The organism is Roseofilum acuticapitatum BLCC-M154 (assembly GCF_030068475.1).
In the GTDB taxonomy this organism is placed as follows: domain Bacteria; phylum Cyanobacteriota; class Cyanobacteriia; order Cyanobacteriales; family Desertifilaceae; genus Roseofilum; species Roseofilum acuticapitatum.
In genome coordinates this window covers 1-20,598 of sequence record NZ_JAQOSP010000111.1, presented here as the reverse complement: position 1 = coordinate 20,598, position 20,598 = coordinate 1, and the positions used below count along the sequence as shown (strand labels likewise).

The following is a 20,598-nucleotide window of genomic DNA, read 5'->3' as shown; positions in this document are numbered from 1 at the left end:
GCAGTTTTCGCTGTTATGTGGGACATCTTGATCCCCCTAAATCCCCCTTAAAAAGGGGGACTTTCCTATTCCCCCCTTTTTAAGGGGGGCAAGGGGGGATCTTTTCCTACTGTCCACCGATACAGCGCAAAGCGCTGTATCACTCAGATTGAGGGAGTGCGGGCATCTTGCCCGCTAGTGTAGTATCAAATCCAGAAAAGAGAATGCTATAGCGCGAAGCGCTATAACTCATTTTCATGTCCGCTTGCGGAAACCAGACTTGATATCAAGTGCTAAAACCAAAGCAGCAATGGTTCCCGAAACACGGATATCGCCACTAACTACATAATTCATGACTTCAGTAATCGGAATAAAAACCAATTCAATTTCTTCGGTAATATCCAGGTTTTGCTCGCAAACCCGATCGATATTTTGGGCTAAAAATGCATGAATTCCATTCGTATCTTTCGGGGGATTATCATAGAGAACCCCTAAAAATGTCCAATCTTGACTCTGATATCCAGTTTCTTCTTCCAACTCTCGCCTAGCAGCAACTGCTGCTGATTCTTCTGGAGTATGAAAATGACCGGCCGGTAATTCCAGTAATACTTTTTCTACCCCATGGCGATATTGACGGACAAATAATATATTGCCGTCTGGGGTAACAGGGACAATCATGGCGACTTCTGGACGGATGCTGACAAAATAATCATCAATAATGGTTTGGTTGGGCAATTGCACCGTATCTTGGCGCACCTGACACCAAGGATGGTCGAAGGCAAGATGGGAGTGTAGGATTTTCCAGGGTTGTGGGGAGGACATGGGATGGGGAATAGGGAGATAGGGGGATAGGATGTTTCCAGCGATCGCCACTTTGATCTAGGCTGTACGTTATTATTGTTCACACCACCGAGTAGCTCTCTGACCGTGAACCTAGATCTGATTTTAGTCTTCTTTGTGGGCATGATTCCACCCACCTTGTCCTTATGGATGATGCGTAAGGTCGAACTCCAGTGTCAACAGCGACATGAACGCATTATACAAGCCTATCGCGACCAACCCTTACCCTCTCCAAGGGAGCGTTTATTGTATGATGAGCAGTCTTCCTTGGCTCCGGGAACTGGGATAGATACGATTATTGGCGATATTACTTGCCAATATAACGCGCGATCGCCCTATCTCCGATGTGCCATTAACCCCCATGGCCCTTGTCAAGACTGTTCCCATTATGAACCCACCCAAGAAAATCAGGACTTTCGAGGGTCTAAATCTTGAAGTGGAGTCAGTTTTTACCTGCACTTCCCCAACCCGTGTGGATTTTAGCCGCAGGTCGTCTACTTTCCCAAATTGGCATCGGGTTTACCCTGTTTTATGCCCCCATTTTCTTTGTCAATCAAGTGGGACTTTCTGCCACTCAGGTCGGTTTGGGCTTGGGGAGTAGTGCCTTTTCTGGCATTTTGGGAAGGTTTCTAGGGGGCAATTTTACGGATTCCCCGCAATGGGGTCGCCGCCGCACCCTGTTACTCTCAGCTCTCATTTCGGCCTTTGCAGATGTGATTTTAGCTCTGATTGTGGATTTTCCTACCCTGGTGTTGGGCAATCTGTTGATGGGTTTGGGCAGTGGATTATACTGGCCAGCAACGGAAACTGTGGTAGCCGATGTCACGACTTTAGAACAGCGCAATGAAGCCTTTGCCCTAACTCGACTAGCCGATAGTTTAGGCTTGGGATTGGGGGTACTTTTGGGCGGTTTATTACTGCAAATGGGCTTAAATTTTCGCTGGCTATTTGTGATGGATGGGTTATCTTTTCTGGCATTCTTTGCTCTGATTTATGCCGCCATTGAGGAAACCCAGCCCCAAAACCGCAAGCGACGACCGCAAAAGGGTTCTAATTGGGCGGTGGCATTGGGCGATCGCCCATTACAAAAGTTCGTAATCGTTAATATTCTCTTTACAATCTACGTTTCCCAACTGCAAAGCACCCTACCCCTCTATTTCAGCAATTTCTTAGCCTCTGGTGGCTTTTCTCCCGCCATCATTAGCGGCCTATTTACCGGGCAAATTGCCTTTTTAGCCCTCTGTCAGTTACCCATTGCTCGCCAACTCAATCGTTGGAGTCGTGCCCAAGGATTAATGATATCTCTATCCGTTTGGAGCGCCAGTTTTCTCCTCATCTGGATAACCGGTGGAGTCTCTCAAGGGGCATTATTTTGGGCTGTGAGTGCCTTAGCAGGGGTGTCCATTGCCACAGCCCTCTATACCCCTTCCGCTTCTGGACTGGTGGTCGATTTAGCTCCAGAAGACTTACGAGGAACCTATTTAGCCATTAATGCCCAATGTTGGGCCATGGGTTATCTCATCGGGCCACCTTTAGGAGGATGGGTATTAGACCAGTCCAGAATCATCATAGATGGATTTTGGTTGGCGATCGCCTTCAGCACCTTTCTCGGAATCTGGATTTTGCGATCGGTTGAGCATCGGTAGCGGAATCAACAGCTCCTATTCACCCATACACTACAAAGGGCTGTATTAAGGGATTGAAATAGATTGGGGATTATCCTTTTCCTGATGTTGATAAACCAAAAGTAAACCATATTCCAAACCTTCCACCACAGCTTGATAAGAAGCATCCAAAATGTTAGTAGATACCCCCACCGTTGTCCATCGATTTAAACCATCACTCGATTCAATCAATACCCTAGTTTTTGCAGAAGTTCCGGCTGTACCATCGAGAATGCGTACTTTATAGTCGGTTAAATAGAAACTGCCAATTTCTGGGTAAAATTTCACTAACGCTTTTCTCAAGGCTGCATCTAGGGCAGCAACCGGGCCATTGCCTTCGGCAACTTCGAGTAAATTGCGATCGTTGACCCTCACTTTTATGGTGGCTAAAGCATTACTGGTCATAGTGGGATCAAGGGTGGGCGATCCCATATCACAATGGACATTAAAGCCTTTGATTTCAAACCAATATTTAGCTTGTCCTAAAGCCGATCGCATTAACAGTTCAAAGCTGGCTTCTGCACCTTCAAATTGATACCCTTGGTTTTCCAGATCTTTGAGCCGTTCTAAAATTTGACGACAAGCCGGGTTTTGTTTATCCAACTCAATGCCAAAGGATCTGGCTTTAGCTAAAATGTTGCTTAATCCTGCTTGATCCGAGACCACAATTCGCCGTTGATTGCCGATTTTTTCGGGTTGTAAATGTTCATAAGTGAGCGGATTTCGGGCAACAGCAGAGACATGAATTCCCCCTTTATGGGCAAAGGCAGAACGACCGACAAAGGGTGCATGATGATTAGGGGCTAAATTAACCACTTCACTCACAAATCGGCTGGTTTCGGTGAGTTTGGCGAGTTGTTCTTCGGCTAAACAGGAATAACCGAGTTTGAGTTGTAAATTGGGAATTACGGAACAGAGGTTAGCATTGCCGCAGCGTTCGCCATAGCCATTGATGGTTCCTTGCACCATTTGCGCTCCTTCTTGCACGGCTGCGATCGCATTAGCAACGGCAGTATCCGAGTCATTATGGGGATGAATCCCCAGTTTTACGGTATAGTTTTGCTGCTGAAAATGGGCTTGCACCTCTCGCACAATGGCGCTAATTTCATGGGGTAGACTTCCCCCATTGGTATCGCATAAAATCACCCATTCTGCCCCAGCTTGTACGGCAGCATCTAGGGTAGAGAGGGCATAATCAGGATTTTTCTTGTAGCCATCAAACCAATGTTCGGCATCGTACATAATGCGGCGACCTTGAGTGAGGAAATACTGAGCCGTATCTGCAATCATGGCCAAGTTCTCTTCTAAAGTCGTATGTAATCCTTCGGTCACATGCAGATCCCAGGATTTGCCAAAAAAGGTAATCCATTCCGTGCCTGCACTGAGAATGGCTTGCAGCATCGGATCTTCGGCTGCTTTAGTGTTCGGGCGACGGGTAGAACAAAAGGCCACTAAAGCTGCTTGGGTGAGGGGTTGTTCTTTGAGATGCCAGAAAAATTGCACATCTTTCGGGTTTGCCCCTGGCCAACCCCCTTCAATAAAGGGAACGCCGAGTTTGTCTAGACGGCGGGCGATGCGTAGTTTATCGTCTAAGGAGAGGGAAAGTCCTTCTCGTTGAGCGCCATCTCGAAGTGTGGTGTCGTAGATCCAGATGGGTTGAGGGGTGGATAGGGTGGTCATGCTTTTGAACCCGCTTACATCAGGTGATGGATTTCGTCCTTCATTGTAGAAAATTGTCGAGACAGAGTTTAGGGAGAAAATGTAAATTATGGTGAAGATTAAAGCGGCTGGTCAGGAAATCACCTGTGAAATTGGCGCAAATCTTTGAATTATCCCCGGACTGAATTTAAACCCAGCTTTGATGAACCGGTTGCGGTTTCGAGTTGGGAATAAAAATGGATAAGGCTTTAGGAATGACGCGGAAGTGAGCAGGAGTGGTGGTGGTGATTTCGCCGTCGGTGTTGATGGGTAGGGGATGGCGGGTGTAAACTTTCATTTCTGTACCATTGAGGGATAATACCCCCGGCAGTGTATGATAGCGACCGTGACGAAGGGCGGGAAAGATAGCGAGAATTTGCCACCAATGTTCTAAGCCAAGGCTGTAGAGGTCGAGGCGTTGATCGTCGATCGCCGCATCATGGGCGATCGCCATTCCTCCCCCATAATAGCGCCCATTACCAATAGCAATTTGAATCGTTTTCACCCGATGGGAATCTTCACCCGCTCGAATTTCCGCATCAAATAAACGAGATTGGGTCAAAACTTTAAGCGCAGAGAACGCATAGGCGAAAATCCCCCAACGACCCTTAGATTGTTTGCTCAAGCCACTGGTAATCTTCACACTTAAGCCCAAACTAGCTACATTAAAGAAATACTTACCATTCACCCAGCCTAAATCAATTTGATGCAATTTTCCCGTGGCGATCGCCCGACAAGCCGCCGGAAGTGCCAATGGGATCTGTAACGTTCGCGCCAGATCGTTGGCCGTTCCCATCGGTAAAATACCCAAAGGTCGTTGGATCTCCACCAGAGCATCCACTGCCCCATTCAGAGTCCCATCGCCTCCTCCAATAATGACTAAATCCATTTGGGGGCCATACTCTCGAATCACCTCTGGTAATTCTTGATAACTCGAAGGAGTAATCTCTAACAATTCTAATCCCTGATGCTCTAAATAGGCGATCGCCTCGTCGCGAGAATCCTTTCCCCGTCGTGAGTGAGTATTGACTAAAAACAGCGCTCGCCTAGTCATAAATTTCCATTACCAGCATAATATCTCTAATATGGTACTCTGAACCGATTAACTGACCTACTTACCGATTACCCAAGCGCAGCACAATCACCATGATTCACCGCACCATTCGACCCATAGGAGTTTACGATCTCCGAGGATTAGCCTCTTATGAGTCTAAATTAGTTTCCCTAGACTCCATACGCGGTTATCTGCTCCACATTGATGGCCAAAATGACAATACAACCATTCTGAATCCCAATGAACTGCCCGACCTCAAATATGCTAACAGTTTAGCCATCGCCGACAACACCCTCTGGTTTACCCGCGATCATAGTGTCTATACCTGTTCCCTAGCGGATTTTCGTCCCCGTATCTTTGCTACCTTGCCCTTCCGAGCTGAGGGAATTGCCGTTTGGGGGACTACCGTTTATGTGTCCTGTAAAGAAGGTTGTTATATCCAAGTCTTTAATGATAAGGGACGGATGATTACTCAGTTACGTCCCCCAGGAGTAGGAGTCGAAAGTCTCACCATCCGCAATGAGGAGTTATGGGTAGCAGACAAGGAAGAACAGACCGTTTATTGTATGGATCGGGCAACCGGTGAAATTAAGTTTAGTTTCCTCACTCCCTTTGATAGTCCCACCGGATTAACCTTCTATACCGATCCAAAGACTGCCGAAGAATTGCTCTATGTTTCCTATGCGAGTGAAAAACCCTTTATCCGCGACGATCCCAATTCCGATCCCCCCCTTCAATTGGCTTGGCGCGATCGCACGTTTATTCATCCCCTGTACTATGCCTATCATGCCGACGGCTATTATGGTCTCTCCAATGGCTATCTGATCGAGATGTCCTATGTGGAAGAACTCTCTCCCCTCGATGCCATTGAACTGAAAAACTTGCAATGGCGCATTGCTCTGCCTTCAGAAACAGCGCGACAAAAAGTGCGCTCGATTGAGGCGATCGGTGTAGAGTTTACGGAAGAAATTCAAGATGGGCAAAAAGTAGCCGTCTTCAATTTTGACCATCTAAAACCCTATGAAAAGCGGATTTTTGGCTGGAAAGCTTTAATCGAGGTTTATAGCATTAAATATAGTCTTGTGCCTCTGGATGTCGAAAAAATCCCCACTCTAGAGCCAGAATTACAGCAGCGCTATTTAATCGATGATGATAATCTAGCCATGGATACGGCGATCGTCAAAGAAGCCGCTCAAGCTGCTGTGGGAGACGAAACTAACTTTTTACGGCGCATGATTTCTTTGCGTAATTATGCTTATGACAAGCTCTCCTATCGACTCACCACCAAAATCGAAACCCCCGATGTTGTCCTCTCTAGAGGGGCTGGATCTTGTGGCGAATATGTAGGCGTTTTACTCGCTCTTGCTCGTTTAAATGGCATCGCTTGCCGCACCATTGGGCGCTATAAATGCCCTGCTAGTCCTGAATATAAAGGGGTTCCCCTAGAGCCAGATTATAATCATGTTTGGCTCGAATTTTATATTCCTAGTATCGGTTGGGTTCCCATGGAATCTAATCCCGATGATATGGAAGATGGCAATCATTTATCTCGGTTTTTTATGGGGTTAGCCTGGTATCATATTGAAATCGGCAAAGGGATTCCCTTCGAGCGCATTCGCCTAGAGGGGCAACCCGTAGACCGAGAAAAACTCTCCGTGGGAGATTTAGCCTTAAATCATGTCCGGTTTACCATTCTGGAAGAAGTGCCTCCCTCATGTTGAGTGCAGTAATGGGTCGTAGGACAATTGCAGTATGAGCAGTTTGGAACGATTATCGAAAAAGAAACGGGGAGCGATCGCCCTGTGGTATGAACGTATTATGGCAGCGATCGCCACCGTTAATTTAGCCCTAGTTGCCTTTGATCTCAGTTACATTCAACTGCGGAACTTTTGGCTACAAGGAACCATTCAAGTTCCCTTCGTCGGATTTATTGTTAAAGTCCCCATTCTATCCGACTCCATTTATTCTTCTCCGGTGACCGTTTGGTACGATCCCATCAAAGGCATTGAACCCAACCGCGATACCGATCATTATTTAGAAGTCGTTGATCAACTGCAAAAACAAGCTCAAAAAACCGGGTATGACTCTCCCCAATCCCAAATTATTTTAGCTCAACTGCGACAATTGAGCGAACAAATGATCGATGAAAATCCCTTCCAGGGAGCCGGGAAAAGTGGAACCCTAGAAAAGATCAAAAATCGAGCGCGAGACCGGATGGAAGTAGACTCGGCTAAGGATGCCTTTAATCAGTTTTGGACATCTCAAAATTTATTAAATAGTTCAGAAGATCAAGTGCAACTATTTGATACTAAAATTGCGCCATTAATGGCCAGTAACTACTATCGCTCCATTGATGAAACGGGAGGATATAAAGATTTATTTGCCGCCTTAGATTTTCCTTTTGCCATTATATTCCTGGTAGAATTCTTAGTTCGCAGTCTCTACATCAGTCGCAAACATGATACCATCACGCTTACCGATGCCATGCTTTGGAGATGGTATGATGTTCTCCTATTTTTACCCCTATTTCGATGGTTGCGAGTCATTCCGGTCACGATCCGTCTACATCATGCCAAACTGATTAACCTAGAACCCGTTCGGGTCCAACTCAGTCGAGGATTTGTGGCCACTATTGCCGGTGAACTGACTGAAGTCATTATTATTCGAGTGATTAATCAACTGCAAAATGAAGTCCGGAGTGGTTCCCTCGCTCGACAATTTTTTGAAGGAACAACCCGTGAATATATCGACCTCAATAATGTTAATGAAATTGAAGCCATTACCCATCGTTTAACCGAAGTTATTATTTGCCAAGTTTTGCCAACTCTGCAACCCCAACTTCAGGAAATTATCAACCATAATATCGATCAAGTAGCGGAAGCTACCCCTTTCTATCAAAACGTCAAAAACATTCCCGCCCTCGCCCAATTGCCGCGTCAGTTCAGTCAACAGATTTCTGAACAACTCTCCCGGTTGATTGCTGAGGGTTCTCAAAACCTATATGAAGCCATTAAACATGATACCGTCGGAGCAGAATTAATGAGTTCCCTAGCGGAGCAATTCGGTAAATCATTAAATGCCGAACTGCAACAAAAACATACGACTCAAGAACTCGAATCTCTAGTAAGTGACTTTTTAGAAGAGTTTAAGGTCAACTATGTACAACGTCTGGGTGAAGAAGACATTGAGAAAATTTTAGAAGAAACCCAACGTCTGGAAAGAAGCAAGAAACGCTAACCCTCTAGCGTGGAAGAGAGGAAATAGATTATAATTGGTCGTAACCGGGCTTAACTTGGAGAGTCTAGTGAACTTCCTAATCCAAAGTGGAGTCGGTTCTGTCAATGTATTGAAGGTTCAGCTTGGCATGGCAGAAAGTCTATCTTTTCTCCTGAAACCCTGAGCCATAGTCTCAGGGAGAGAAAACAGACCGCTCACCTTGGTGTGAAGCGATCTCCAGTCTATAGGCTAGGGGCGATCGCCACAACGATCTCTCCCTAACCCAATCTCAGACGCTTGAGTGGGAACTAACCCGCTTTTTTTATGGCAGTACATGGTGTGTTATGGTTCATCCTTTAATTCCACAAATCCTGGAGTTGGCTACCCCAGTTGCCCAAAAACTGGGTTTGGAAGTCGTTGGTGCGACCTTCCAAACCAACCAAAATCCACCGGTATTGCGGGTTGATATTCGGAACCCTAGTCAAGATACCGGGTTAGATGAGTGCGAACAAATGAGCCATCTCCTAGATATAGCTCTAGAGGAAAGTCAACTGATTACCCAATCCTATGTGTTGGAAATTTCCAGCCCTGGCATTTCCAAACGGCTAACCACTGACCGCGACTTTATCGCCTTTAAGGGATTTCCCGCGATCGTCATGACCGATCCCCCCTATAAGGAAAAATCCCAATGGCAAGGTACGCTTAATGGTCGCGATGAAACCACAGTGTATCTCAACCAAAAAGGCCGCAATATTGCTATCCCTCGTGATGTAATTCTTTGGGTAGAGTTTTGCTAACTCCAAACTTTATCCCTACAGGGCAATCCCTAATTTACCTAGAAGAAAGGAAAATAATTAACGATGTCAATGGTCAACTTGCCTGGACTCAAAACTTTAATTGAGAGTATCAGCAAAGAACGAAATTTACCCAAAACGGCAGTTCAAGCTGCCCTGAGAGAAGCCCTGATGAAGGGTTATGAACGCTACCGCAGAGCCGCCCACCTGAAAAGCTTTGAGGAAGACTATTTTGATAATTTTGAAGTAGAACTCGATCTTGATGAAGAAGGATTTCGCATTCTCTCCACCAAGGTGATTATGGAGGAAGTAAGCAATTCCGATCATCAGATCTCTCTCAAAGAAGTACAAGAAGTCGCCGATGAAGCCCAAATCGGGGATACAGTGGTGTTGGATGTGACCCCAGATCAGGGGGACTTTGGACGGATGGCTGCCATTCAAACCAAACAGGTGTTAGCGCAAAAACTCCGGGATCAACAGCGCAAACTGATCCAAGAAGAGTTTCAAGACCTCGAAGGAGAGGTGCTACAGGCGCGGGTGCTGCGTTTTGAGCGCCAATCGGTGATTTTGGCCGTCAGCAGTGGCTATGGACAGCCAGAAGTGGAGGCAGAGTTACCGAAGAGGGAACAGTTGCCCAATGATAATTACCGTGCGAATGCCACATTTAAGGTTTATCTGAAAAAAGTGGGATCGGGTTCCCATCGAGGGCCCCAATTGATGGTCTCCCGTGCGGATGCGGGGTTGGTGGTCTATTTGTTTGAAAATGAAGTACCGGAAATTGAGGATGAAGTGGTGCGGATTGTGGCCGTGGCCAGGGAAGCCAATCCCCCCTCCCGCTATGTGGGGCCGCGCACCAAAATTGCGGTGGATACCCTAGAGCGGGATGTAGACCCGGTGGGCGCTTGTATTGGGGCGCGGGGATCGCGTATCCAGGTGGTGGTCAATGAGTTGCGCGGGGAAAAAATCGATGTGATCCGTTGGTCTCCCGATCCAGCCACCTATATTGCTAATGCCCTGAGTCCAGCACGAGTGGATTCGGTGTATTTAATCGATCCAGAAGTCCGACAAGCCCATGTTTTGGTGGCTGAAGATCAATTAAGTTTAGCCATTGGAAAGGAGGGCCAAAATGTCCGTTTGGCGGCTCGATTAACGGGCTGGAAAATTGATATTAAAGATGGGGCCCTTTATGATGCTACGGCTGAACAGGAGAAGATGGCGGCTGTTATTGAGGCTCGCCATGAAGCGGAAGGCCAATCGGATGATGGGGGAGAAGAATCCTTAGAGGAAGAAGAGTTGGGTACGGACTCGGTAGCATCGACTTTAGATCCAGAGGAAGATTCCTCAGAAGTCCGAGAATTAGTAGAATTAGAAGAGGAGGATAGGACTGAGGAAGAGGAGGAGAAAGCATAAACTCTGGAGGAAACTAAACTGCATTGAGGGAGAGGGAATGAAGCCCAATCAACGACGTTGTGTCAGTTGCCGAAAAGTCGATGATAAGGAAGCCTTTTGGCGTATTGTCCGGGTTTATCCAGACCATCACATCCAGTTAGACTGGGGAATGGGGCGATCGGCTTATTTATGCCCAAAAGCGGACTGTTTGAAAGCGGCTCAAAAAAAGAATCGCTTGGGGCGATCGCTCGTAGCTCCTGTTACACCCTTCGTTTATGAGGCTTTGTGGTCTCGGTTAAAGGCGGTTGAGGCTGACCCGAAATCTCTCCCCGAAAGGGAGTCGTAAATCCCAGTTTTTACCCCACCTAGGTGGCGATCGATTGGGGGGTTTAACTCATCGGGTCAAGAATCTCTAAAAATCCTAACAATCTCTCCAGTTGTTTAACAATTTGTGCAAGATTAAATAAAGAAGCGTTTTTGACCCCAGTGGCGATCGCGCTCTAGTCCCTGTAGTTGTCGTCGAAAGGCAGGCCACTATGTAAAATCCAGTAGATATCACAGAAGAGGCAAGTGTGGATGAACAACGGCAAAGTCAGAATATACGAACTATCCAAGGAATTGAATTTGGACAATCATTACGTTTTAAATCTTTGCGACCAATTGAATATCACGTACAAAAGCCATAGTAGTACCATATCCGAATCGGAAGCAGAGCGGATTCGCGCTTGGGCTGAAAAACATCCCCCCAGCGAAACACCAGCCGGAAAACCGACTCCTCATCGCTCAAAATCCCAGGGTATTGAAAAACCGATTAAGAAAAAACAGCAAATTCTAGAAATTCGTAGACATCCCTCAGAAGCAGACCGAGAAAGCGGATCAATCCTAGAAGTTGCGGGTGATTCCTTAGAAGATTCGGTTTCCCTGCAAGCTCCTCCATCGCGACCTTCCTCTGTGCCTCCCGTTTCTGAATCAACTCCTCCCGTTGCTTCTGAAGAGAAAGCTGAGGTTGAGGCGGTTGTCCCCCGTCCCTCTGAAAAACCGGCAGCTCCAAAGAGCGCCCAGCCATCCCCCCATTCACCCTCTAAGGACGTGACCCCAACTCCATCCATGTCTGATGCAGATCAAATGACCCAACTGATAGGCCCTCCAGTACGCCCTTCCAAGCCCTCAAAACTTGAGGAGAATCCCGCCCCAGAAATCAACCAGGAAACGGTCAGCCCATCCCCTGGGCAACCTAAGCCCGGTAAACCCAAATCTCCCAAACCGCCTCGGTTGAAGAGATCGGGCAATGGGCAGAAACCGGAGACCTCAGAGACGAAGAAACCTCAAGCGGCCAAACCGATTATCCTCAAAGATAAAGAGAGTGGGAAATCGGAAAAACCCAGTGGTGCGAAGAAGGTACAGCGCTCTTCGGGTAGTGGGGATTCAACTGCCGTGGGTTCGAGACCGAAAAAGAGTTCTAAATCGGAAACCGGCGATCGAGAAAAGCTATCTGATTCTCTACGTCCCCGTCCAGTGAGACCGGGAGCCTCTTCGACAAAAGCCAACAATGAAGAGATGGAAGATGAAGATCTGGCGATCAATCCTGGAGATAGCTCAGAATCATCAGAAGAACTGGAATTAGAGTTAAGACGGCCCATGCCTCGACCCACCAAAAAGGTGAAAAAACGGTCAGAGGAGGAGGATGATGATGAGATCCAAAAGGGCAGCCCTAAAGCGGGTAAAGGGGTAACCAAAAAACGCCGTCCTCACATTATTGATGAGGATTTAGATGACGATCTTGATGACGATCTCGATGACGGTGATAGCAGCACAGAAGTGAGTCTATCTCTGGCTCGTCCTGCTAAACCCAAAGGACTATCGACTACTCCCGCTAAACCCACCAGCACAACCCCCTCAGCTAAGAAGCGATCGCCCAATCGAGATAGCCGAGGCCGGCGCATGGCTAATAAAGGGGCGGACAAACCGGAGAAACCCGAAAAAATTACCCTTAAGGGTGAATTAATGGTTCGTGATTTAGCCACCTTACTGATGGTTCCGGAAACTGAAGTGGTGAAACGCTTATTCAATAAAGGTATTGCGGCCACGGTCACCCAAACCCTAGACCTGGAAACAGCCATTTGGGTAGCCGAAGATTTGGGCACAGAAGTGGAAACGGCTACTGCCGAGTCCGAAGCGAAGAAAACCCAGATGCTTGAAGCTGGAGACTTGGAATACCTCCATCGTCGTCCTCCGGTGGTGACGATTATGGGCCATGTGGATCATGGAAAAACCACTCTTCTCGATGCCATTCGCAAAACTAAAGTTGTCGATTCAGAAGCCGGTGGTATTACTCAGCATATTGGGGCTTACCATGTAGACGTAGAGCATGATGAAAAAACTCAGCAAATTGTATTCCTAGATACTCCGGGTCACGAAGCATTTACGGCTATGCGGGCCAGAGGGGCACGGGTAACAGATATCGCGATTCTGGTGGTGGCAGCCGATGATGGGGTGCGTCCTCAAACCATTGAAGCCATTAGCCATGCTAAAGCGGCTGAGGTTCCTATTGTTGTGGCCATTAACAAGATTGATAAGGAAGGAGCTTCTCCCGATCGCGTTAAACAAGAGCTAATGGAACATGGCTTAGTTCCCGAAGAGTGGGGCGGCGAGACCATTATGGTTCCGGTAAGCGCCATCAAAGGAGAAAACTTAGATGGTTTGCTAGAAATGCTGATCTTGGTGTCTGAAGTAGAAGAACTTTCGGCTAATCCCGATCGCCTCGCCAAAGGAACGATCATTGAAGCCCATCTGGACAAATCCAGAGGCCCCGTCGCCACCTTACTGGTACAAAATGGAACCCTGCGAGTCGGCGATGCTGTAGTCGCTGGAGCCACCATGGGGAAAGTCCGGGCCATGGTCGATGACCGAGGAGAACGGGTAGATGAAGCCCTACCTTCCTTTGCCGTTGAGGTCTTAGGTCTCAATGAACTGCCCTCAGCCGGAGATGAGTTTGAATGTCTGGCTGATGAAAAAGAAGCGCGGGCGATCGCCAATGCTCGCGCAACAGTTCAACGGGAAGCCCGCCTGCAACAAGCCCTCGCCTCCCGTCGGGTTACCCTTACTTCCCTGAGTGCCCAAGTCAAAGAAGGAGAACTCAAAGAACTCAACCTCGTCTTAAAAGCCGATGTACAAGGATCTGTAGAAGCCATTCTCGGCTCCCTGCAACAACTGCCTCAAAACGAAGTACAACTGCGTATCCTCCTAGCCGCAGCCGGTGAAGTCACCGAAACCGATGTCGATCTAGCCGCAGCCTCCAATGCAGTCATCATTGCCTTCAATACCACCTTCGCCAGTGGCGCTCGTTCCGCCGCCGATCAAACCGGGGTAGATGTGCGCGAATATGACATTATCTATAACCTCTTAGATGATATCCAAGGGGCCATGGAAGGGCTACTCGATCCTGAACTGGTGGAAGAAGAACTTGGCAAAGTCGAAGTCCGGGCAGTCTTTGCCGTCGGTAAAGGTGCGGTAGCCGGATGTTATGTCCAGTCCGGTAAAGCCATCCGTAACTGTAATTTGCGGATCATGCGGAACCAAACCCTCATTTATGAAGGCTTCCTAGATTCCCTGCGTCGGGAACGGGATGATGTTAAAGAAGTCAATGCCGGTTTTGAATGTGGAATTGGTGTAGATAAATTTACCAGTTGGGAAATGGGTGATGTGATTCACACCTATCGCATGGTGACTAAACGACGCACATTATCGAGTTAGGGTAATGGGGAATAGGCAAGGCTAAACTCCCTATTCCCCCATTCCTGACAAAACAGGGGCGCAGATTATGTCATAATAGTTTACAGAAATTTTAAGATTTCTATAAAAACTCCCAAGGTTCTTGTAGGGCAATGAGTACCGGATCGTCTGAGACCCCAGAAACATCGAAGCCAACTCCAGAAAAGGCACTCGATCGCTATGAGTGTCGTGCTTGTGGCTATGTCTATGAGCCAACCAAAGGGGATGGAAAACGTCAAATACCCCCAGGGACTGCATTTGAGGAATTACCTCAAGGCTGGCGCTGTCCCGTTTGTAGCGCACAACGGGGTAAATTTCAAAATATCGGTGCAGCCGGTGGAGCGTCAGGCTTTACCGAAAATGTGGGCTATGGGTTTGGGGTCAATACATTAACCCCTGGCCAAAAAAATCTCCTGATTTTTGGGGGATTAGCACTGGGATTGTTATTTTTTCTGAGTCTTTACGGTTTACAGTAAAACCCAAACTAGCGGTCAAATCTGGAGTAATGCCATCTATTGTGAAAATTCTGCAACGAGTTGTAACATTAATCGCGGTTGTTCTGCTATGCGCTAGTTGTAAAAATGCCTATTTACCTTCTGTAGAGTCGAGTCCCTGGCAAGTGATTCAGTTACCCACTGAGGAAACGGTTCAGGATATTGGCTTTACAGGCGATCCCAACCATGGGTGGCTAGTCGGCAGTAATGCAACCTTATTAGAAACCAAGGATAGCGGCCAAACCTGGCAACCGAAATATCTGGATATTGAGCCAAAGACTCGGTTGACCTCGGTTAGTTTTAGTGGGGATGAAGGATGGATTGTGGGGATGCCTTCGATTCTCCTTCATTCTACGGATGGGGGGGCCTCTTGGTCTAATATTCCCCTCAGCGCTAAGTTGCCAGGAACAACGAAAACTGTTTTGGCTTTAGGGCCAAGTTCAGCCGAGATGACCACAGATTTAGGCGCGATCTATCGCACTGAAGATGGGGGTAAAACCTGGAAAGGCTTAGTGGAGTCTGCGGTAGGGGTGTATCGCAATATTTCGCGATCGCCTAATGGCAAGTATGTCACCGTTTCCGCCAACGGTAACTTCTATTCCACCTGGGAACCCGGAGATTCTGCCTGGGTTCAGCATAACCGCAATAACTCCAAACGCTTGCAAAAAATGGGCTTCACTGCCGACGATCGGTTGTGGCTCCTAGCTAGAGGCGGCGCTCTCCAGTTTAGTAAAGTGGAGACTCCAGAAGCCTCTGAAGATTGGCAAGATACCCAAAATCCAGAGTTTGCCTCTAGCATCGGATTCCTCGATCTCGCCTATCGTACCCCAGAAGAAATCTGGGTATCTGGCGGTAGCGGGAATCTGATTGTCAGCTTTGATGGTGGACAAACTTGGCAAAAAGACCGCAGCGTGGAAAATGTGCCCTCTAACTTCTACCAGATTGATTTTGAAAGTTCCGAAATCGGATTTGTGATTGGTAATGGAGGCACGATTTTAAAATATGACAACTCCACGCAATCGGCCTAATCTTTCGTATGATATAGACTAATGATCCCAATTGTCGTGTTCTAAAGAGGAGGAAAATTCATGGCAGGTGGTTCCACCGGAGAACGTCCCTTTGGGGATATTATTACCAGTGTCCGCTATTGGTTAATCCATAGCATCACCATTCCGATGTTGTTTATTGCCGGTTGGCTGTTTGTCAGCACCGGTTTGGCCTATGATGCCTTCGGTACTCCCCGTCCGGATGAGTATTTTACTCCCCAACGTCAGGAGATTCCTATCGTAACCGATCGTTATGAAGGGAATAAACAAATCGAAGAATTTATCGGCAAGTAGTTTGAACTCAGTGATCGGAAATTATGACAAGCAGTAACCAAAATCAACCTGTTTCTTATCCCATTTTTACCGTCAGATGGCTGGCAGTCCATACTTTGGCTGTGCCTTCTGTCTTCTTTTTAGGCGCGATCGCAGCAATGCAATTCATTCAGAGATAGGAAAAAGACATGCCCACCCGTAATCAAAATCCCAATAAGCAACCTGTTGAACTAAATCGGACATCCCTATATCTGGGCTTGTTGCTGATTTTTGTATTGGGGATCTTATTTTCCAGTTACTTCTTTAACTAATTGGGTTGCTCTGAAAAATTCCCCACCTATTTCATCTAGGCTGGGGAACTGATTGATTGTTGTGTTGTGTAAATTAGGAAGAAACATCAAATGTCGGATTTTAGAATTCCTCTTTGGATTGTAGCCACGGTCGCCGGAACTGGCGTATTAGTGGTTGTTGGCTTATTCTTCTATGGAGCCTATGCTGGTCTTGGGTCTTCTATGTAACCCATTTCTATCGTTGTAGATCTGTAATTAACCCACACTCTAATTTAGGTGTGGGTTAATTTTTGGACTCTACTCTATGACACAATAAAGTCAGGAGTCAATTGAGTTATCTAACTTAATTGGACGAAAAGCTGACTTACGCACCGCAGGGGATTTAAGTCGTTATTTTCGGGAAGAAGTCTTAGCTGAAGCGGTGGTAAATATGTCAAACCATGATGATAAAACTCGGCTACGCCATATGTTAGATGCTGCAAAAGAAGCCTACCGGTGAGAATACTTGGCCTTGAGTGAAGAGCGCCCTCTATAGCAAGATGTCAATGCAGACAACATAACCACATTTTTCTCGCCCCAAGGCCGCAAGGGGCACAAAATGCTCGAAAATGAAGATGCTGAAGATCCGAGCATCAGCTATTTATGAGCATAAAAACGATTTCAACTCAACCGTTTACCGACCAAAAACCGGGAACCTCCGGTTTACGCAAACAGGTTCCGGTGTTTCAACAACCCCATTATTTGGAAAATTTCATCCAATCGATTTTTGATAGTTTAGAGGACTTTCAAGGTAAAACCTTAGTCTTAGGTGGAGATGGTCGCTATTATAACCGTACAGCTATCCAGACGATTTTGAAAATTGCGGCTGCTAATGGAGTGGGTCGCACTTTAGTGGGTCAAGGGGGGATTTTGTCTACTCCGGCTGCTTCTTGCGTGATCCGTAAAAATAATGCCTTTGGGGGTATTGTTCTTTCTGCCAGCCATAACCCAGGGGGCCCCGAAGGGGATTTTGGGGTGAAGTATAACGTCAGTAATGGCGGCCCGGCTCCGGAAAAGGTGACCAGCGCCATCTACGATCGCTCCAAAACCATCGATCAGTATAAAATCTTAGAAGCAGCCGACCTCAATCTTGACCAGTTAGGCAGCTTCAAACTGGGAGATATGAGCGTAGAGGTGATTAACTCCGTTACCGACTATGCCGAGTTGATGGAGTCTCTGTTTGACTTTAACGTTATTCGCGACTATCTCGCCTCTGGCCAGTTTCGCCTGTGTATGGACTCCATGCACGCGGTCACTGGGCCCTATGCCAAAGAACTGTTTGAAAACCGTCTTGGAGCGACTCCGGGAACCGTCCAAAATGGGGTTCCTTTGGAAGACTTTGGCGGGGGTCATCCCGATCCTAACCTAGTCTACGCCCATGATTTGGTCGAGGTTCTCTATGGAGACCATGCGCCTGATTTTGGTGCAGCGTCCGATGGAGACGGCGATCGCAATATGATCCTAGGAAACCACTTTTTTGTTACCCCTAGCGATAGTTTAGCCGTCCTCGCAGCCAATGCCACCCTCGTCCCCGGATACAAAGATGGCCTAGCCGGAATTGCCCGCTCCATGCCTACAAGTGAAGCACCTGACCGAGTTGCAGAAAAATTGGGCATTGACTGTTACGAAACTCCCACCGGCTGGAAATTCTTTGGTAATCTTCTCGATGCTGGAAAAGCCACCCTTTGCGGTGAAGAAAGCTTTGGAACCGGTTCCAATCATGTGCGGGAAAAAGACGGTCTTTGGGCCGTTTTATTTTGGTTAAATATCCTCGCTGTTAAAAAGCAATCTGTTGAGGAAATTGTCCGCCAACATTGGCAAGCCTATGGTCGGAATTACTATTCCCGCCATGACTATGAAGGGGTGGACTCTGAACCCGCCAATACCTTAATGGAAAACCTGCGCTCTTTAGTGCCCACTCTCCAGGGTAAACAGTATGGAAACTATGAAGTTAAATATGCCGATGACTTCAGCTATACTGACCCCATTGATGGCAGTGTGGCCACAAAACAAGGGATTCGCATCGGTTTTACTGATGGTTCTCGGATTGTCTTCCGTTTATCGGGAACGGGAACCCAAGGAGCAACCTTGCGCGTTTATTTGGAGCGGTATGAACCCGACTCTAGAGCGCACGATCGAGACCCTCAAGAGGCCTTAGCTTCTTTAATTCAACTGGCGGATGAAATTGCCCAAATTCGTTCTTTAACTGGACGAGATCAACCAACCGTTATTACTTAAAGTCCCGTTTTAAGTAGTAGGGTGGGCAGTGCCCACCCTACCAACTTTTCAAGAAATGGATTGAACACAATAGGAGATGGATTGAGTGTTTATGGTCGCAATAGAAACGATTAAATTATTCCAAAAACAACCGGAACCCCGCCATTTTAAGGCAGGGGATATTATCTTTGAAGATGGCCATAAAGGGGAACATATGTATGGCATCATTGAAGGAACGGTAGAATTAAAAGTTAATGGTACAGTTGTAGAAACCATTGAACAAGGCGATGTGTTTGGAGAAGGTGCTTTAGTGCATCATGAAGGAACTCGCGCTTCTACCGCAGTGGCAAAAACCGATTGTACCTTAGCCTTTATTGATAGACGGCGCTTTTTATTTGCGGTGCAAGAAACGCCAGAATTTGCCCTAGAGGTTTTACGGAGTTATTCCGATCGCCTGCGAAGGCTCAAGCGTCATGAAATATAACCAGTTTTGCTTTAATCCTAAAATAATCCTTAAATTTTTTGCCCTCCCCCCTAAATTTTTAAGGGTTATTTAAGTTCAGGACTGTGGAAATTTTCTTAAGATTGAATTGGGTAAGTTTAAGCGATCGACCCCTTGCCCGATTGACAGAAATTTTAGGAGATACTATGAGTCAGACGCTACTCGAACAACTGCGCCAAATGACGGTTGTAGTTGCGGATACGGGGGATATGCAATCCATGGAGAAATTCACCCCCCGCGATGCGACAACCAATCCCTCTTTGATTACGGCAGCCGCGCAAATGCCGGAATATGAAGAGATTGTCGATAGTACCCTGAAAAAAGCCAGAAAAGAGTTAGGAGAGGCAGCCGACACTCAGGAAGTGGTTCAATTAGCTTTTGAGCGCCTAGCGGTGGCATTTGGGTTAAAAATCTTGGATATTATCTCTGGACGGGTGTCTACGGAGGTGGATGCGAGGTTATCCTATGATATGGAAGCGACGATCGCCAAAGCAAGAGCAATTATCGCTCAATATGAGGAAGCTGGAGTATCACGCGATCGCATCTTAATCAAAATTGCCTCGACTTGGGAAGGCATCCAAGCGGCTGAAATTTTGGAAAAAGAAGGTATTCATTGTAATTTAACCCTCTTGTTTGGCTTGCACCAGGCGATCGCCTGCGCGGAAGCTGGAGTTACCCTAATCTCTCCCTTTGTTGGTCGTATTTTAGACTGGTACAAAAAAGAAACGGGACGTGAAAGCTATGCCTCGTCTGAAGATCCTGGTGTATTGTCCGTAACAACCATTTACAACTACTACAAGAAATTTGGCTATCCTACGGAAGTCATGGGAGCCAGTTTCCGCAACCTTGGCGAAATCACTGAGTTAGCCGGATGCGATTTACTCACCATTTCCCCCAAGCTCCTAGGAGAACTCGATAGCACCACGGGGGACTTACCGAGAAAATTATGTCCAGAAGCAGCTCAGGAAATGGCGATCGAAAAAATCCCCATGGATAAGGCAACCTTCGAGAAAATGCACGCCGAAGATCGGATGGCTTCCGAAAAACTCGATGAAGGGATTAAAGGATTTTCTAAAGCCTTAGAACAGTTAGAAAGCCTCTTAGCAGAGCGGTTAAATCAGTTAGAAACAACGGTTTCTGTTTAATTTTCGGGGAGGTTGAGAATCTAGGATAATATCATGTCCGGTTTCTGCAAGCGGACATGAAAATTTGTTAAGAAGCGGGCAAGATGCCCGCACTCCTCGAATTCTTTGATATGACTGGAGTGGGAGAATCTTGCTCCCTGGATTTTTAATTAGGGTATTTCCGCTTCGCGGACATGAATAAGCGAAC

20 protein-coding genes are annotated in these 20,598 nt (G+C 47.0%); 17 read left to right on the top strand and 3 right to left on the bottom strand.

Annotation, left to right across the window (positions count from 1 at the left end):
- Positions 1-234 precede the first annotated feature (234 nt).
- Entirely contained in the window at positions 235-801 is a 567-nt protein-coding gene (locus tag PMG71_RS18030) for an NUDIX hydrolase (protein ID WP_283755103.1), read from the bottom strand.
- A gap of 105 nt (positions 802-906) precedes the next feature.
- On the opposite strand from PMG71_RS18030, the gene PMG71_RS18025 reads away from it, so the two are divergent.
- Positions 907-1,254 (top strand): DUF6464 family protein, encoded by a 348-nt coding sequence (locus tag PMG71_RS18025; RefSeq protein ID WP_283755102.1) that lies wholly within the window; start codon positions 907-909, stop codon positions 1,252-1,254.
- Positions 1,248-2,465, top strand: a complete 1,218-nt coding sequence (locus tag PMG71_RS18020) for an MFS transporter (protein WP_430541021.1) — start codon at positions 1,248-1,250, stop codon at positions 2,463-2,465. The genes PMG71_RS18025 and PMG71_RS18020 overlap by 7 nt, the downstream gene beginning before the upstream one ends.
- Before the next feature lie 45 nt (positions 2,466-2,510).
- Here the strand turns inward: PMG71_RS18020 and cimA are convergent, their stop codons facing one another.
- Both cimA and PMG71_RS18010 read right to left on the bottom strand, forming a co-directional pair.
- Positions 2,511-4,163, bottom strand: coding sequence for a citramalate synthase (gene cimA, locus PMG71_RS18015; RefSeq protein ID WP_283755100.1), 1,653 nt, complete (start codon positions 4,161-4,163; stop codon positions 2,511-2,513).
- Positions 4,164-4,329: 166 nt separating this feature from the next.
- Positions 4,330-5,235, bottom strand: a complete 906-nt coding sequence (locus PMG71_RS18010; protein ID WP_283755099.1) for a lipid kinase — start codon at positions 5,233-5,235, stop codon at positions 4,330-4,332.
- Between the two features lie 92 nt (positions 5,236-5,327).
- Here PMG71_RS18010 and PMG71_RS18005 point away from each other — a divergent pair, with 92 nt between their 5' ends.
- The 15 genes from PMG71_RS18005 (at position 5,328) to PMG71_RS17935 (ending at position 20,411) form a co-directional block, all read left to right on the top strand.
- A complete protein-coding gene (locus PMG71_RS18005) occupies positions 5,328-6,956 on the top strand; it encodes a transglutaminase-like domain-containing protein (protein ID WP_283755098.1) in 1,629 nt (542 codons plus the stop codon).
- A gap of 31 nt (positions 6,957-6,987) precedes the next feature.
- A complete protein-coding gene (locus tag PMG71_RS18000; RefSeq protein WP_283755097.1) occupies positions 6,988-8,472 on the top strand; it encodes a hypothetical protein in 1,485 nt (494 codons plus the stop codon).
- Positions 8,473-8,795: 323 nt separating this feature from the next.
- The gene (gene rimP / locus PMG71_RS17995) at positions 8,796-9,248 is read left to right on the top strand and encodes a ribosome maturation factor RimP (protein ID WP_283755096.1); all 453 of its coding nucleotides are present in this window, start codon (positions 8,796-8,798) and stop codon (positions 9,246-9,248) included.
- A 63-nt stretch (positions 9,249-9,311) separates the two neighbouring features.
- Positions 9,312-10,655, top strand: coding sequence for a transcription termination factor NusA (gene nusA, locus PMG71_RS17990; protein ID WP_283755095.1), 1,344 nt, complete (start codon positions 9,312-9,314; stop codon positions 10,653-10,655).
- Between the two features lie 37 nt (positions 10,656-10,692).
- On the top strand, positions 10,693-10,980 hold the full coding sequence (locus PMG71_RS17985) for a YlxR family protein (RefSeq protein ID WP_283755094.1): 288 nt from the start codon (positions 10,693-10,695) through the stop codon (positions 10,978-10,980).
- A 230-nt stretch (positions 10,981-11,210) separates the two neighbouring features.
- Positions 11,211-14,387 carry a translation initiation factor IF-2 gene (gene infB / locus PMG71_RS17980; RefSeq protein WP_283755093.1) on the top strand — a complete coding sequence of 1,059 codons (3,177 nt, stop codon included), beginning with the start codon at positions 11,211-11,213 and terminating at the stop codon, positions 14,385-14,387.
- A gap of 131 nt (positions 14,388-14,518) precedes the next feature.
- Positions 14,519-14,881 (top strand): rubredoxin, encoded by a 363-nt coding sequence (locus PMG71_RS17975; RefSeq protein WP_283755092.1) that lies wholly within the window; start codon positions 14,519-14,521, stop codon positions 14,879-14,881.
- A gap of 29 nt (positions 14,882-14,910) precedes the next feature.
- On the top strand, positions 14,911-15,927 hold the full coding sequence (locus PMG71_RS17970; protein WP_283755091.1) for a photosynthesis system II assembly factor Ycf48: 1,017 nt from the start codon (positions 14,911-14,913) through the stop codon (positions 15,925-15,927).
- 60 nt (positions 15,928-15,987) lie between these two features.
- On the top strand, positions 15,988-16,239 hold the full coding sequence (gene psbE, locus PMG71_RS17965) for a cytochrome b559 subunit alpha (RefSeq protein ID WP_283755090.1): 252 nt from the start codon (positions 15,988-15,990) through the stop codon (positions 16,237-16,239).
- A gap of 23 nt (positions 16,240-16,262) precedes the next feature.
- Complete coding sequence (gene psbF, locus PMG71_RS17960) at positions 16,263-16,397, top strand: cytochrome b559 subunit beta (RefSeq protein WP_283755089.1); 135 nt, start codon at positions 16,263-16,265, stop codon at positions 16,395-16,397.
- Positions 16,398-16,406: 9 nt separating this feature from the next.
- Positions 16,407-16,529 (top strand): photosystem II reaction center protein PsbL, encoded by a 123-nt coding sequence (psbL, locus tag PMG71_RS17955; RefSeq protein ID WP_271942773.1) that lies wholly within the window; start codon positions 16,407-16,409, stop codon positions 16,527-16,529.
- A 90-nt stretch (positions 16,530-16,619) separates the two neighbouring features.
- On the top strand, positions 16,620-16,736 hold the full coding sequence (locus PMG71_RS17950) for a photosystem II reaction center protein J (RefSeq protein ID WP_271942770.1): 117 nt from the start codon (positions 16,620-16,622) through the stop codon (positions 16,734-16,736).
- A 414-nt stretch (positions 16,737-17,150) separates the two neighbouring features.
- Entirely contained in the window at positions 17,151-18,785 is a 1,635-nt protein-coding gene (locus PMG71_RS17945; protein WP_283755088.1) for an alpha-D-glucose phosphate-specific phosphoglucomutase, read from the top strand.
- 91 nt (positions 18,786-18,876) lie between these two features.
- Entirely contained in the window at positions 18,877-19,248 is a 372-nt protein-coding gene (locus PMG71_RS17940) for a cyclic nucleotide-binding domain-containing protein (RefSeq protein ID WP_283755087.1), read from the top strand.
- 164 nt (positions 19,249-19,412) lie between these two features.
- A complete protein-coding gene (locus PMG71_RS17935; protein WP_347179325.1) occupies positions 19,413-20,411 on the top strand; it encodes a transaldolase in 999 nt (332 codons plus the stop codon).
- The last annotated feature ends 187 nt before the right edge of the window (positions 20,412-20,598 follow it).